Consider the following 14,266-nt stretch of genomic DNA (forward strand, 5'->3'; position numbering starts at 1 on the left):
GTGGTGCGGCAGCGCGTCAGTCGAGCAGCGAGCGGATGTCGTCGGCGGTCAGGTCCTCGGCGAACAGGGCGTCGTCGTCGATCATCGTGGCGAAGAGTTCGGCCTTGCGGGCGGCCAGCGCCAGGACCTTCTCCTCGATGGTGTCCTCGGCGATGAACCGCTGGACGCTCACCGAGCGGGTCTGCCCGATGCGGTGCGTCCGGTCGACGGCCTGCGACTCGGCGGCGGGGTTCCACCACGGATCGAGCACGAACACCGTGTCCGCCTCGGTCAGGGTGAGGCCGAAGCCGCCCGCCTTCAGCGAGATGAGGAACGCCGGGGCGGTGCCCTGCCGGAAGCGTTCGATGACCTCCGGGCGCTTCCTGGTCGAGCCGTCGAGGTACTCGTGGCCGATCCCGCGGGCGTCGAGGGCGTCGGACACCATCCGCAGGAACGAGGTGAACTGGCTGAACACCAGGGCGCGTCGCCCTTCGGCAGCGAGCTGTTCGAGTTCGTCGAGCAGCAGGTCGAGCTTCGCGGACGGGATCGGCTGGTCGGGCGCGCTGTCGACGAGCGCCGGGGACAGGGCGAGCATCCGCAGCAGGGTCAGCGACCGGAACACGATCATCCGGTTCTTCGCCAGGTCGTCGATGAGGTCGAGCACCTTGAGGCGCTCCCGGTTGAGCGTACGTTCGTAGAGTGCCCGGTGCGCGGGGTCGAGCGTGACCCGGACGACCTGCTCCTGCTTCGGCGGCAGGTCGGCGGCGACGGCCTGCTTCGTGCGGCGGAGCATGAGCGGACGGATCCGGCGCCGCAGCCGGGCGGTGAGTTCCTGCCGGGCCTCGCCGCGCAGGTCGGGCGAGGCCAGCGGCTTCCCGAAGTCGTCGCCGAACCGGGTCCACGTGGACAGCAGTCCGGGGGCGACGATGTGGAACAGCGCCCACAGGTCGGTGAGCCCGTTCTCGAGCGGGGTGCCGGTGATCGCGAACTTCACGGGTGCCCGGAGCTCCGTGGCCACCCGGTGGGTCTGGGATGCGGGGTTCTTGACGAACTGCGCCTCGTCGAGGACGAGGGCCGACCACGGCAGGTCGGTCCAGGCGGGGGCGTCGAGCCGCAGCAGTGCGTACGACGTCACGACGACGTCGGCCTGCGCCGCGGTCCGGGCGACGAGCCCCGGGTCCTTCAGCGACGTCGAGGTCACCGTGGCGACGCGCAGCGACGGGGTGAAGGTCGCCGCCTCGGCCGCCCAGTTGCCGACGACCGAGGTCGGCGCCACGACGAGGAACGGCGGGGCGTCGGGTTCGGCCGCGCGTCGGGCGGCGATCATCGTGAGCACCTGCAGCGTCTTGCCGAGGCCCATGTCGTCGGCGAGCACGCCGCCGATGCCGTGCGACACCAGGAACGACAGCCAGGCGTACCCGGCGTGCTGGTAGGGCCGCAGCTCGGCGTGCACGGTGTCCGGCACGGGGACGTCACCCGGGGGAGTCGCGCCGGACAGGCCCGCGACGATCGTCCGCCAGCGTTCGTCGTGCGCGGTCTCGTCGGCGAGCAGGTCGAACTCCGACCAGAGGCCGGCCTGCAGCGGTGTGACCGTGATCGGCTGGTCGGGCTCCCACTCGTCGAGGTCGCGGGCCTCGTCGATGAGCTCCTTCAGCCGGTCGAAGGCCGGGTCGGCGAGCGACAGGTACGAGTTGTCGATGAGCTTGAGGCGGCGCTGCCGGCTCGCGAGCGCGGTGAGCAGCGGCGTGAACGGGATCTGCTTGCCGTTGACGCTCACGATGATGCCGAGGTCGAACCAGTCGTGCTTGTCCGAGGGCATCGTCGTCACGCGGATGTGCGGGCGGCCGCTCAGCCGCTCGTAGTCGACGCGCTCGCCCTGCACGACCGTGCGGACGCCGAGCGACGGCAGCTCGGGCAGGAACTCGTTCGCGAACACCGCGACGTCGGCCCCGTCGACGGTGCCGTCCTGGAACCAGTCCAGTCCGCCACCCGGTCCGGCGGCGCGGACGGGAGGCCCGGCCGTCGCTGCGTCGTCGGCCGGCGGCTGCGGGGTGGCCAGGCCCGGTGCCGTGGTCGGCCCCGTCGCACCCGTTGCGTCCGCCGCGTCCGCCGCGTCCGCCGCGTCCGCCGACGCTGCCGGCCCGGACTCGTCCGTCACCGGCCCGGCCGCGTCCGGCACGTCGGTCGGGTCGTCGGCGGCGCGGAGCCGGGACAGGTCGGGGAGCGGCCCGTGCAGGGACACCGGGTCCTTCCGGCCGTCGACGTGCCAGCGCCAGTGCAGGTGCACGCGGTCGTCGGTCCGTGGCGCCCGGGCCGGCTCGAACGTCGCGGTGAGCACGAGCTCGGGCGGGGTGCGCTCCGGCAGTTCGATCGAGCCGTCGGAGCTGACCAGGCCGAGCGCACCGCGGAGCCGCGGCGACCAGTCCGCCAGGAACTCGTCGACCTCGGCGTCCGGCACCGTGATGCGGGTGCCCTCGACGAGCATGCGGCGCTGGTCGTCGGGTACGGGCGCCGGGGTCGGGGCGAACGCGACCGTGGACTCGGGGCCGTCGCGGAAGACGTAGACGCCGTGGTCGCCGATCGTCCGCGCGGCGCCGGCGACGATCGGCCGGCCGTCGAGGACCGCGCTCGCGCCGATCACCACGGCGCCGCCGTGCCGGGCGACGTCGAGCAGGACCTGTGCCTGCGTGCCGAGGACCGCGCCGCCCTCGCGCTTGCCGGTGACGAACGCGATGTCGAGCGCCGCGGCCTGCCGCAGGAGCGGCCAGAGCAGGGGGCTGCGGAAGTCGTCGAGGTGCAGCCAGTCGCTCTCACCCGGCAGCCCGGCAAGCTGCCCGGCGCGGTGCAGGGCGGCGAGCTGCAGGAACCAGGCGTGCTGCTCGGCGCCGATGCCGAGCCGGTTCTGCGAGTAGGGCAGCGTGCCCCAGGTGAGCTGCCCGCGCACCCAGTTGCCGGCGTCGCTGCGGGTGACCGGACGGACGCCGAGCCGCACGCTCCGCGACGGCGCCGGCAGGGCACGACCGGCGGCCCGGGCCCGCGAGGCGAGCTTCGCGGGGACCGCGTCACGCAACTCGAACTGCAGACCCATCCGCGTGCCCTGCGGGGCGACCGCCCGCTCGTCGTCACCGGCGAGGCGGGCGAGCTCGTGCCTCCAGTCCGAGGGCGGCGGAGCCGGCGCTTCCGGACGCGGGCCGGCGTTCGCGGCGAGGGCACGCGCGTTGATGGTGAGCAGCGCGGCCGCGACGTGCTTGCAGTCGCCCCCGAGTGGACAGGTGCAGCTGCTGCGCACCGGGCGGACGAACTCGCCGCGTGCCGGGGTGGTGTCGACGCGGACGTCGTAGGGGGTGTCGGCGGTACCGCTGACCGTCGCCGTGACGGTGCCGGTGTCGTCCTGCCAGGCGGCGTCGTCGACGAGACCGGCGCGGACGACGTCGCGGGCGCGACCGAAGGTCTGCGGCCCGACGAAGCGGATGACGTCGACGGCGTCGATCATCGGGGCTGCTGGCACGGCACCATCGTGCCAGCTGCCACCGACGCCGTCGTGCACCCCGGTTCCTGAGGGGTCAGCGAGGTGCGGGGCTACTGTCTCGGGGAGAGCGAGCGCGGTGGTGCGTTCCTCATCCGCCCCGATTGGACACGCCGATGCCGGACCGCTTGCGCTGGGTGCACGACTCCGACGACCACTGGAACGTGCTCCTCGGTTCCGAGATCGTCTGCGACGTCACCCGTGCCGACCAGTTCTGCGTCGACTCGCCGGACCACTCGCTCGTCGGGGCGCACTCGTCGTTCGAGAGCGCTGCCGCACAGGTGCAGGGCTGGGTGCGCTGGACCGGCCGCTAGCCGTCCTGCCGCTCCGCGAGCCGGCTGTGCCCGCGTGAGTAGCCGAAGTACACGCCGAGCCCGATGGCGAACCACACCGCGAACCGCACCCACGTCTCCCACTGCAGGAACGTCACGAGCCACAGCGACGCGATGACGCCGATGATCGGGATGACCGGCATGAACGGCAGTCGGAACTGGCGGTCCAGGTCGGGCTGCCGGTAGCGGAGCACGATCACGGCCGAGCAGACCACCACGAACGCCAGCAGGATGCCGATGTTCGTGAGCTCCGCGACCACGCCGATCGGCAGGACGCCCGCCAGGACCGCGGACGCGATGCCGAGGATCCAGGTGACCCGCGTCGGGACGTGCCGCTTCGGGTCGGTCTTCGCGAACCACTTCGGCATGAGGCCGTCGCGGCTCATCGAGAACCAGACGCGGCTCGCGCCGAGCATGAACGTGACGAGCACCGTGACGATGCCGACGATGGCACCGATCGCGATGACGTTCGCCACGCCGCCGAGGCCGACCGACGCGAACGCCGACGAGAAGCCCGACGCCGGGTCGATGTCGGTGTACCGCTGCATCCCGGTCAGCACGAGCGTCGCCAGCACGTACAGGACCATCGAGATGCCGAGGGACAGCAGGATCGCCTTCGGCATGTGCTTGCGGGCGTCGGTGGACTCCTCGGCGGCGGTGGACATCGCGTCGTAGCCGAACACGGCGAAGAACACCGTCGCCGCACCGGTCATCACACCGCCGAAGCCGAACGGGAAGTACGGGGAGTAGTTCGCGCTGTTGATGTGGAACACCCCGAGCACGACGATGAGCACGACGAGCGCGACCTTGATGCCGACGGCGACGAACTCGAACCGGGCGGCGCTCCGGATGCCGCGGGTGAGCACGAACGCGGTGAGCAGGCACAGCAGGACGGCGAACACGTCGATGACGTGACCGTCGCCGGTGCCGGGCGCGCCGAGCATCCAGGCGGGCAGGTCGATGCCGAACTGGCCGACCAGGAACCCGACGTAGCCGGAGATGCCGATCGCGACCACGGCGACGATCGCCGTGTACTCGAGCAGCAGGTCCCAGCCGATGAACCACCCGACGATCTCGCCGAGCACCGCGTAGCCGTACGTGTAGGCGCTGCCGGCCTTCGGGATGAGGCCGGCGAACTCGGCGTAGGACAGGGCCGCGGCGGCGCTCGCCACCCCGGCGACGAGGAAGCTGATGAGGACCGCCGGCCCGGCGACGCCGTGCGCGACGGTGCCGGCGAGGGTGAAGATGCCCGCACCGATGATCCCGCCGATGCCGATCGCGGTGAGCTGCCAGAGGCCGAGGTGCCGTTTCAGGCCGCCCTCGCCACCGGACTCGTCGTCGATGGTCTCGATGGGCTTCCGGCGGAAGAGGGTGCGTGTCGTCGTCGTCACCCGCCCATGGTGCACCCTGCGGGAGTCGCTGTCCCGCGCCCGGCCGACCCGCAGCCGTGCGGCGTACACCGGGAGCCATGCGCCACCCGAACCGGATCGAGCCCGCCCCCGGCCAGGAGTCCGTCTGGGACTACCCACGCCCTCCCGCCGTCGACCCCGTCAGCGCCCGCGTCGTCGTCCGGCTCGGCGGGGTCGTCGTCGCGGACACCACGGCTGCCGTCCGGGTGCTCGAGACGTCGCACCCGCCGGTCTACTACCTGCCGATCGCCGACCTGGCGCCGGGCGCGCTCGTGCCGGCCGAGGGCGCGAGCATGTGCGAGTTCAAGGGCCTGGCGCGGTACTTCGACGTCGTCGGCGGCGACGCGGTCGCACCCCGGGCGGCGTGGAACTACCCGACGCCGGAACCCGGGTACGAGTCCCTGCGCGAGCGCGTGGCGATCTACCCCTCGGCGATGGACTCCTGCGAGGTCGGCGGCGAGGTCGTCCAGGCGCAGGAGGGCGACTTCTACGGCGGCTGGATCACGAAGGACGTCGTCGGGCCGTTCAAGGGCGGAGCGGGCACCTTCGGCTGGTGACCCGCGGCGCCGGCGTGCGCTTCCGCGTCAGCGGTTCGCGTACGGCGACCAGAACGGCGACGGGAACGCCCCGCCGGTCACGATGACCAGGACCTGCCAGACGAGCATCACCAGTCCGGCCGCGCCGAGGACCATGCCGATCCACGACCACACGCGCACGCCGACCCTGCGGCCCGCGATGCGGAGCGCCCGCCACCCGCACAGCAAGCAGAGGACCCCGAACACCGCACCGAGCAGCACGTGGCGGATGGTCGACTGCGCGGGGACGATGATCCCGAGGTAGAAGGCCACCGGGCCGAGCAGCACGGCGAAGGTCGCCGGGGCTGCTGGCGGCTCGTGGTCCGGGGCGACGGCTCCCATGGAACCGAATGTAGCGAGTCGGGGCCCGCTCGCGCGCGTCCGGCGGTCACGGCCCGTCGGGAGCGGGCACGATGGACCCATGCGTTCCTTCCTCCGTGTCCTGCTCGGCCTGGCCCTCGTGTTCGCCGGGACGAGCCACCTGACGTTCGCCCGCAAGGAGTTCACGGCCCAGGTGCCCGACTTCGTGCCCCTCGACGAGGACACGACGGTGCTCGCCTCGGGCGTCGCCGAGATCGGGCTCGGTTCGGCGCTGCTGCTCGCCCCGGCGGGTGCCCGCCGCACGGTCGGCAAGGTCGCTGCCCTGTTCTTCACGGTCATCTTCCCGGGCAACCTGTCGCAGTGGGTGAACCGACGCGACGCCTTCGGACTGGACAGCGACGAGAAGCGCATCGCCCGCCTGTTCGGGCAGCCCCTGCTCATCGCCGCCGCGCTCTGGTCGACGCGCGGTCGGCGTCGCTGATGGCCGGGCCCGACCCGGTCGGGTCGGCTCCGGCCGCACCCGGTCGGGAGGCCCGGCACCCCCTGGTCGGCGGCCGTCGCGTCGCCGACGTGGTCGCCTCGACGGTGCTGCTCGCGGTGCTCACGCTGGGCTCGCTGGTCGCGGCCTGGGGCATCGTGTTCATGCGCCTGGCGTTCAGCTCGTGCGCGGCGCCGGGCAACTCGTGCAACGAGGCGCTCGGCGGCACGGCGGTGTTCATCGGCCCGGTGCTCGTCGCACTCGTCGCCGTCGTGGCGATCGTGGTGACCGTGGTCCGGCTGGTGCGACGGCGGTGGGCCTGGCCGGTGCCGCTCGTCGCGATCGTGGCCGTGGTCGCGGTGTTCGCCGTGGTGCAGCTGCTCGTCGGCAGCTCGGTGACGCGCGGCTTCTGACACCGTCGATGGGGGACTGGTCCTCCACATGTGGCTGTGCGGCGCCGTCGTCCACAGATGCGCCGTCGGGCCCCGGGTGCCGCACGGGTGGCGGACACGCTGGAGGCATGCCAGAGAGAGACATGCTCGACCGCCTCATCCGTACCCCCGTCCGCACCGACGACGACGTCGTCCAGCTCGTCGCCGCGGTCGTCGACGGTCCGGTCACCCGGCAGTGCTGGGTGCTGTTCTTCGACGACCGGGCCGTCCCCGTCCCGTTCCTCATCCCGATCGCCGACCTGCCGTACGAACCGGACGAGCACGTGGACGACTTCGCCTCGCTCGTGCGGGACATCGTCGAGCAGATCGGCGCGGCAGAGGTCGTCCTCGTCTGGGAACGCCCCGGCGCCGACCGGCTGTTCCCCGCCGACTGGGAATGGGTCGACGCCTGCGCCTGCTCCTTCGAGGACCACCGGGTCCGTCTGCGCGGTCAGGTCGTCGTGCACGCGCTCGGCGCGGCGATGGTCGAGCTCGAGGACCTCGACCGGCCCGAGGCGGTGGCGTCGTGACGGGTCAGGACGTCGGCGCGGTGTCCGGCACGGTCTCGCCCGTCAACCCCTCGACGACGGCCTTCGCCTCCGGCCAGAACTTCGCGTAGTGCTCCGGGTCCGAGTTGACCTGCACGGCGTGCGCCATCTGCGTCGGGGTCATCGTCTTCCAGCCCGGCACCTTCACGAGCTTCGCGTAGAACATCGACGCCGCGGTGTACGGGTCCATCCGCTGCTCGTACGTGCCCCACGCGCCGTTGTCGCGCTGCTGGAACAGGCCGCGGCTGTCCGGCCCCGCCGCGTCGCCGTGGTCGAGGTTGACCAGGCTCGACTCGCCGATGGCGGTCATCACACCGACGGCCTGCGTGTGCGGCCCGATGCCGAGCGTCCGCGCTGCCTGGATCACCGCGGCGGCGTTGACGAGCCGGTCCTGGCAGAAGCCCGCGACGGGACCGGCCGGAACGACGAGCCCGCCGACCGTCTTCGAGGCGACCTGCGGGCAGACCGGCTTCGACTCGGCGGCGCTCGACCCGGCGATGCCGGCGATCGAGTTGACCGCGATCACCACGAGCACGACCACGCCGATGCCGACCACCACGATGCCGGCGCCCAACACCGACGCCAGGGTGATGCCGACTCGGCGCATGGCAGGACCTCTCGACGGGCGGGACCGGGCAGGAAGAGCACGACGAGCGTACGGGCGCCGCCTGGGAACCGCACCCGCCCGATCGGGGGACCCGCCCGCGCGGGTGGGGCTCGGTCAGCATGCAGCGGTCAGCATGCAGCGGTCAGCGGTCAGCGGTCAGCGGTCAGAGGTCAGCGTCCAGTGCTCAGCGGTCGATGGTCGGTCCGCGCTCGGGCAGTGGTGTGCCGGCGATCGGTCAACGGTCGGTCCTGGCGGGCCCGTCGTCGTGGTGGTCGCGGCGCGTTCGGCGGAGGCGCCAGCCTCCGGCGGACAACGACAGGACGGCGATCGCCGCGATCACGACGGTCCAGATGACGTTCGTGGTGTCCATCACGAGTCACGGTCGCCGTGCGGCGGCCGCTGCACCTTCGTGGGTTCCGTCACGAGTCCGGTCGGGGCCTTCTCGGCCTGCTTCCGCCCGTGGGTGAACCACGTCACGATCCAGAGCACGACGCCCAGTGCCAGCAGGGCGCCGGCGATCTGGTACTGCTGCGGGTCGCGGCCGGACGAGAACGGCAGGACGAGCCACAGGCAGGTCACGATGCCGATCGCGGGGATGACGACGCCGGCACGGAAATGCCGGTGGTCGACCTTGTCCCGCCGGAGCACCAGGACCGTGACGTTCACGATCGCGAAGACCGAGAGCAGCAGGAGCGAGGTGGTGCCGCCGAGGACGACCACGATGGGCGAGTCGGGGTCGAGCGACACCCAGCCGATCAGCGCGAGCGAGATGAGCGTCGTGAAGACGATCGCGGTCGACGGCGTGCGGCGGGTGGGGGAGACGCGGGCCAGGAAGCCGGGCAGCACGCCCTGCTTGCTCATGCCGTACAGCAGACGGGAAGCCATCATCATGTTGATCAGCGCGGTGTTCGCGACGGCGAACATCGAGATGAACGGCAGCAGGTCGGCGATCGGGAAGTCCGGCGCCGCGGTCTGCACGACCGTCACGAGCGGGGTCTCGTTGCCGGCCAGTTCGCCGATCGGCACGACCGCGACGGCGCAGATGGACACGAGCACGTAGATCACGGCGGTGATGCCGAGGCCGGTGAGCATGACCTTCGGGAAGATGCGCGAGGGGTCCTTCGTCTCCTCGGCCATGTTGACCGAGTCCTCGAAGCCGACCATGGCGAAGAACGCCAGCGAGGTCGCCGTGCTGACGGAGAGCAGCAGGCCCTTGTCCTCGGGGGTCTCGAACATGACCACGCGCGAGAAGTCCGCGTTGCCGCCGGCGATCGCCCAGAAGCCGATGAGGATCACCATCACGAGACCGGACAGCTCGACCAGGGTCAGCACGACGTTCGTCTTGACGCTCTCGCTCACCCCGCGGAAGTTGACGGCCATCACGGCGAGCATGAAGCCCATCCCGATGAGCATCACGGCCGCGTTCGGCAGCTCGAGGCCGAACCCGGCGCCGAGGTTCGCGGCGAACGCCCGCGAGGCCGTCGATGCCGAGGTGATGCCGGAGCACATGACGATGAAGGTGACGATGAAGGTCAGGAAGTGGATGCCGAACGCCTTGTGCACGTAGAGCGCCGCACCCGCGGTCTGCGGGTACTTCGTGACGAGCTCCAGGTACGAGAACGCCGTCAGCAGCGCGACCGCGAACGCGATGAGGAAGGGCAGCCACGCTGCTCCGCCGACCTCTGCGGCGACCTGTCCGGTCAGTGCGTAGACACCCGTGCCGAGGATGTCGCCGACGATGAAGAGCAGCAGCAGCTTGGGACCGATGACCCTGCGGAGCTCGGTCTGCTCCTGCTTCGGGCGGTCCGTGTTGGTGGTGGCCATGCGTCACCCTTTCGCGGGGCAGGGCATCCTGTCCAGTCCCACAGGAAGGTTTCTCGAGATCGCAACACGGTGACCCGCCGGCGAATACGCTCCGGGCCATGGACCACGACTCGAACACCACCGAGGAACCCGTCGAGTTCGCCGACTTCAACGCGAAGCTGCTGGTGCTCGACGTCCTCTGCTACGACCTCGACGTGCTCGACCCGTACGACCCCGATGCCGAGGACGAGACCGGCGAGGACCTCGACGTCGACGGGCAGGACGACCGGGCGCGCGAGTACTACGACGACCTCGACCTCCTGCCGTCGCAGCTGGCCCTGGTCACCGAGCTGACGGTCGACTCCGACCTCGAGGTGCTGCAGGACGTGCACCCCGGCTGGGACGGCTCCGACGACCGCTTCGACCCGCAGAACTGGGACGACGTGCTGGACCTGCCGGAGCTGAGCACCGTCTTCGTCGCCGCACCGCTGCCGGCCCACGTCGCCGAGCGGCTGCAGGCGAAGGGCGTCGAGGTCCGCTCCGCCTGACACCGGGGCTCAGCGCAGCAGTGCCCGTACCTGCTCGGTGAACTGCCGGGCACCGCCCTGTGCCGGGTGCCGGACGGCCACCGCGTCGATGCCGGCCAGTGCGAGCGCGCCCTGCGCCTTCCGCCCGACCGCGACGACGCGGACCCGGTCGACACCGCCGAGGGCCTCGAGCAGGGCGAGGGCCACCGAGGCGCCCGAACGGACCTCGGCAGGGCGCGGCGTCCGGTTCGTCAGCCGGTCCGGCGCCACGAAGGGGTGGTGCGGGAAGATCGCCCACGCGACCGGGAGCGGGCCGCTCCGATCCGCCAGTGCGGCGTGCACGACGCGCGACGACGCCTCCCACGGTGCGGTCGGCTCCGGCGGCACGAGGTACTCCGGCCCCAGCTCCCGCATGCTCGTGAAGGGGATCCCCGTGTTCGTCATCCCGCGCCAGCCCGGGGCCTCGGCGACGAGCAGGGTGTCCGCCGACGGTGCGAGCCGGTCGAGGTACCGGGACAGGTTCTCGCGGCGCAGGCGGCCTTCGGCGGAGCGGACGTCGTAGAGCGCCTCGGCGTCGGGCTCGACCGGGACGGCGTCGAGTGCGTCCCAGAAGCGCTGGTCGATCACGGGCGTCCGAGCACCCGGCGGTACACGGCTTCGAGGCCGGACGCCGACCGTTCCCAGCTGAGCCGCTCCGCGTGCTCCCGCCCCGCCGAGGCCAGGCCAGCCGCGTACTGCTCGTCGGTCAGGATCCGTTCGATCTCCGCCGCCCACACCGCCGGGTCGCGGGACTCGAGCACGACGCCCGTCTCCCCGTCGACCACGGCCTCGCGCAGCCCGCCGGCAGCGGCGGCGACGACCGGCACCCCGGACGCCGAGCCCTCGAGCGCGACGAGTCCGTACGTCTCCGAGTGCGACGGCACGAGCACGGCGGCCGCGCCGCGGAACAGGAACGCCAGGTCGGCGCGCGACTGCGGCCCGATGAAGGTGACCTGGTCGGCGATGCCGTGCGCGGCGGCGAGCCGACGCAGTTCGTCCACGTAGTCGCCCGCCTCGCTCGAGGCGTCGCCCGCGATGACCAGGGTGGGGCGGGCCTCCTGGCTGATGCCGGCGATCGCCTCGATCGCCAGGTCCAGTCCCTTGAGTGGCTGCACGCGGGCCGCCGCGACGACGTAGGGCGTGGCGGCACGGCGCGCGCTCGATCCGGCAGGGCGGAAGACGGAACCGTCGACGCCCGGCGGCACGATCCAGATGCGGGCGTCGTCGCCGCCGAGTCGCGTGCGGACGGTGGCGGCTTCGGCCTCGGACACCACGACGACGGCGTCGGACCCCTGGGCGAGCAGTTCCTCGCCGGCGATGCGCCCGGCGGACTCGGGGCGCTCGCCCTCGGACAGCGGGGTCTCTGGGTCGGCGGCGATCGAGTGGAAGGACTGCACGTGCGGCACGCCGCGCTCCCGGGCGACGGGCAACGCCGCTGCGCCGGAGAACCAGTGGTGCGAGTGCAGCACGTCGTACGGGCCGAGCTGTTCGAGTTCGCGGCGGAACGGTTCGATGAAGGCGTCGTGCTCGCCCTTCGGCACCGGCTGCGCGGGACCGGCGGACACGAACCGCAGGCACACGCCCGGCACGAGCGACACCGAGTCCGGCTGGCTCGGGGCCGACCGGCGGGTGACGATGTCGACGTGGTGGCCGAGGTCGGCCAGGGCCTCGGCCTGGTGTCGGACGACGACGTTCATCCCGCCGACCTCGCCCGAGCCGGGTTCGTCGCCGGGGGAGGTGTGCAGCGACACCAGCCCGATGCGCAGGGGTTCGGTGGTGGTGCTCACCGAGCCAGCCTAGCCGCGCGGCCCCCGCTGCGACGGGCGTGCCGGCGCCACCACGACGGGCTGGCGGCCCGCCTCGTCCGCCGGGTCGGCCGGGAGGCCTGCCCGGCGTGCAGGATCGCCACCCAGGACCTGCACGCGGTCGTCGCCGTGCCGCTCCCAGAACGCGGCGGTCCAGGCGCACAGGGCGCCGTCGAGCAGGTCCTCGCGGTGCTTGTGCGTCGGACCGTGCAGCACCGACGGGTCGGCGAGCCCGGCGGTCAGCGGGTGGGAGTCGAGCGACAGCGGCGGGTCGAGCGGGGTCTCCCGCAGCCGACGGACGAGTTCGTCGAAGGCGGCAGCGCGGCGGGTCCGCGCCTCGGCGGCGGGGATGCGCAGGTCGAGGCGCTTGTAGCGCGGTCGCTCGACGTCGTAGCCGAGCTCCTCGACGCCGACCAGGGTCGTGTACGGGTAGCACTCGAACGCCACCGGGCCGGTGCGCGCCCGCATGGCCGCCGTCGACGACACGTACCCGATGCCGTGCGCCGTGAGGACGTCGAGCAGCCGGGCCCCGGCGCTCGCCGCGGACGCCAGGTTCGTCGGGTTCGCCGCGACCTTCCACCGGCCGTAGCGCTGCCCGACCTGGCGTTCGGCCTCGCGGATGCCCGTGGGGTTCGTCACGACGAGCGAGGCGTCGACGGCGATGAGCGTCCGCGGGCCGACGTGTGCGGTGATCCACGCGGCGACGGCGTCGACCCCGCGGGCCCAGCCGGCGTCGGTGACGGTGCCGTCGGCCTCCATGGCGACCAGGCCGGTCTCGTTCGGCGCGCGGTCCGGGGTGCCGAGCCCCCACGCCAGGTCCACGCCGAGGTAGTCGCTCACCCGTCCATCCTGCCCCGTGTACGGTCCGCTGCATGGCGAGCGAAGCGACGACGGTCCGCGTGGGCGACCGCGAGGTCCGGATCAGCAGCCCCTCGCGGGTGCTCTGGGCCGAGGCGGGCATCACCAAGGGCGACCTGGCGCAGTACCTCGTCGACGTGGGCGACGCCTTCGTCCGGGCGAACGGCGACCGCCCGATCTCGTTGCAGCGGTTCCCCGGCGGCATCGACGGCGAGCAGTTCTTCTCGAAGAACCCGCCGAAGGGCGCTCCCGACTACGTCCGCTCCGTGACGGTGACGTACCCGAGCGGCCGGTCCCACCCGCAGCTCGTCGTCGACGAGCCGGCCGTGGCGGTGTGGGCTGCGCAGATGAACACGGTGGTGTTCCACCCGTGGGCCTCGCGAGCCGGGGACAGCGACCACCCCGACCAGCTCCGCATCGACCTCGACCCGCAGCCCGGCACGGACTTCTCGGACACCGTGCCGGTGGCGCAGGAGCTCCGGAAGGTGCTCGACGAGGTCGGGCTGACCACGTGGATCAAGACGAGCGGCAACCGCGGCCTGCACGTGTTCGCGCCGATCACCCCGGAGCACGAGTTCCTCGACGTGCGGCACGCCGTCATCGCTGCGGCACGGGAACTCGAACGGCGCATGCCGGACCGGGTGACGACCGCGTGGTGGAAGGAGGAGCGCGGCCAGCGCGTGTTCGTCGACTTCAACCAGGCGAACCGGGACCGGACGATGGCCGGTGCCTACAGCCCGCGGGCGCTCCCGCACGCGTCGGTGTCCACGCCCGTCACCTGGGACGAGCTGCCCGACGTCGACCCGACGGCGTTCACGGTCCGGACCGTGCCGGAGCGGCTGCGGTCGATGGGCGACCCGTGGCAGACGATGGGCGAGACCCCCGGCTCGATCGCACCGCTGCTGGAGTGGTGGGACCGCGACCTGGCGGACGGCCTGGGGGAGCTGCCGTTCCCGCCGGACTTCCCGAAGATGCCCGGCGAACCGCCGCGCGTGCAGCCCTCGCGGGCGAAGAAGACGACCTGAGTC

The 14,266-nt window shown here is 72.4% G+C and carries 16 protein-coding genes; 7 read left to right on the forward strand and 9 right to left on the reverse strand.

The annotated features are described in order from the left end of the window. Window positions 1-16 precede the first annotated feature (16 nt). Window positions 17-3,487 carry a DEAD/DEAH box helicase gene (locus tag BIU94_RS03845; RefSeq protein ID WP_139196281.1) on the reverse strand — a complete coding sequence of 1,157 codons (3,471 nt, stop codon included), beginning with the start codon at window positions 3,485-3,487 and terminating at the stop codon, window positions 17-19. A gap of 134 nt (window positions 3,488-3,621) precedes the next feature. Here BIU94_RS03845 and BIU94_RS03850 point away from each other — a divergent pair, with 134 nt between their 5' ends. Next, a complete protein-coding gene (locus BIU94_RS03850) occupies window positions 3,622-3,819 on the forward strand; it encodes a hypothetical protein (protein WP_071254406.1) in 198 nt (65 codons plus the stop codon). On the opposite strand, the gene BIU94_RS03855 is transcribed toward BIU94_RS03850, so the two are convergent. Continuing rightward, entirely contained in the window at window positions 3,816-5,228 is a 1,413-nt protein-coding gene (locus tag BIU94_RS03855; RefSeq protein WP_071256157.1) for an amino acid permease, read from the reverse strand. The two genes, BIU94_RS03850 and BIU94_RS03855, sit on opposite strands and share 4 nt — an antisense overlap. A gap of 77 nt (window positions 5,229-5,305) precedes the next feature. Between BIU94_RS03855 and BIU94_RS03860 the strand changes: the two genes are divergently transcribed. Further along, window positions 5,306-5,803, forward strand: a complete 498-nt coding sequence (locus tag BIU94_RS03860; protein ID WP_071254411.1) for a DUF427 domain-containing protein — start codon at window positions 5,306-5,308, stop codon at window positions 5,801-5,803. A 27-nt stretch (window positions 5,804-5,830) separates the two neighbouring features. On the opposite strand, the gene BIU94_RS03865 is transcribed toward BIU94_RS03860, so the two are convergent. Further along, window positions 5,831-6,163 (reverse strand): hypothetical protein, encoded by a 333-nt coding sequence (locus tag BIU94_RS03865; protein ID WP_071254413.1) that lies wholly within the window; start codon window positions 6,161-6,163, stop codon window positions 5,831-5,833. A gap of 79 nt (window positions 6,164-6,242) precedes the next feature. On the opposite strand from BIU94_RS03865, the gene BIU94_RS03870 reads away from it, so the two are divergent. From BIU94_RS03870 to BIU94_RS03880, 3 genes are all read left to right on the forward strand, one after another. Beyond that, window positions 6,243-6,623: a hypothetical protein gene (locus BIU94_RS03870; RefSeq protein WP_071254415.1), complete on the forward strand. Its 381-nt coding sequence runs from the start codon at window positions 6,243-6,245 to the stop codon at window positions 6,621-6,623. Beyond that, window positions 6,596-7,033 carry a DUF6264 family protein gene (locus BIU94_RS03875; protein WP_254784779.1) on the forward strand — a complete coding sequence of 146 codons (438 nt, stop codon included), beginning with the start codon at window positions 6,596-6,598 and terminating at the stop codon, window positions 7,031-7,033. The genes BIU94_RS03870 and BIU94_RS03875 overlap by 28 nt, the downstream gene beginning before the upstream one ends. Before the next feature lie 107 nt (window positions 7,034-7,140). After that, on the forward strand, window positions 7,141-7,581 hold the full coding sequence (locus BIU94_RS03880) for a hypothetical protein (protein ID WP_139196283.1): 441 nt from the start codon (window positions 7,141-7,143) through the stop codon (window positions 7,579-7,581). A 4-nt stretch (window positions 7,582-7,585) separates the two neighbouring features. Here BIU94_RS03880 and BIU94_RS03885 read toward each other — a convergent pair whose 3' ends face one another. The 3 genes from BIU94_RS03885 to BIU94_RS03890 form a co-directional block, all read right to left on the reverse strand. After that, on the reverse strand, window positions 7,586-8,206 hold the full coding sequence (locus BIU94_RS03885) for a hypothetical protein (RefSeq protein WP_071254419.1): 621 nt from the start codon (window positions 8,204-8,206) through the stop codon (window positions 7,586-7,588). Window positions 8,207-8,441: 235 nt separating this feature from the next. Then, window positions 8,442-8,576: a hypothetical protein gene (locus tag BIU94_RS18190; protein WP_302846890.1), complete on the reverse strand. Its 135-nt coding sequence runs from the start codon at window positions 8,574-8,576 to the stop codon at window positions 8,442-8,444. Beyond that, window positions 8,576-10,030: an APC family permease gene (locus BIU94_RS03890; protein ID WP_071254421.1), complete on the reverse strand. Its 1,455-nt coding sequence runs from the start codon at window positions 10,028-10,030 to the stop codon at window positions 8,576-8,578. Before BIU94_RS03890 ends, BIU94_RS18190 begins: the two co-directional genes overlap by 1 nt. Before the next feature lie 98 nt (window positions 10,031-10,128). Between BIU94_RS03890 and BIU94_RS03895 the strand changes: the two genes are divergently transcribed. Further along, window positions 10,129-10,557 (forward strand): hypothetical protein, encoded by a 429-nt coding sequence (locus tag BIU94_RS03895; protein WP_071254423.1) that lies wholly within the window; start codon window positions 10,129-10,131, stop codon window positions 10,555-10,557. A 9-nt stretch (window positions 10,558-10,566) separates the two neighbouring features. Here BIU94_RS03895 and BIU94_RS03900 read toward each other — a convergent pair whose 3' ends face one another. Genes BIU94_RS03900 through BIU94_RS03910 form a run of 3 tightly spaced genes read right to left on the reverse strand, consistent with a single transcriptional unit; the run spans window position 10,567 to window position 13,220 of the window. Beyond that, complete coding sequence (locus BIU94_RS03900; RefSeq protein ID WP_071254425.1) at window positions 10,567-11,163, reverse strand: uracil-DNA glycosylase; 597 nt, start codon at window positions 11,161-11,163, stop codon at window positions 10,567-10,569. Further along, window positions 11,160-12,362, reverse strand: a complete 1,203-nt coding sequence (locus tag BIU94_RS03905; RefSeq protein ID WP_071254427.1) for a glycosyltransferase — start codon at window positions 12,360-12,362, stop codon at window positions 11,160-11,162. Before BIU94_RS03905 ends, BIU94_RS03900 begins: the two co-directional genes overlap by 4 nt. A gap of 9 nt (window positions 12,363-12,371) precedes the next feature. Next, complete coding sequence (locus BIU94_RS03910; RefSeq protein ID WP_071254429.1) at window positions 12,372-13,220, reverse strand: DUF429 domain-containing protein; 849 nt, start codon at window positions 13,218-13,220, stop codon at window positions 12,372-12,374. Between the two features lie 32 nt (window positions 13,221-13,252). Between BIU94_RS03910 and ligD the strand changes: the two genes are divergently transcribed. Further along, the gene (gene ligD, locus BIU94_RS03915; protein WP_071254431.1) at window positions 13,253-14,263 is read left to right on the forward strand and encodes a non-homologous end-joining DNA ligase; all 1,011 of its coding nucleotides are present in this window, start codon (window positions 13,253-13,255) and stop codon (window positions 14,261-14,263) included. The last annotated feature ends 3 nt before the right edge of the window (window positions 14,264-14,266 follow it).

Origin of the sequence: Curtobacterium sp. MMLR14_006, assembly GCF_001864985.1 — a bacterium.
Classification (GTDB): domain Bacteria; phylum Actinomycetota; class Actinomycetes; order Actinomycetales; family Microbacteriaceae; genus Curtobacterium.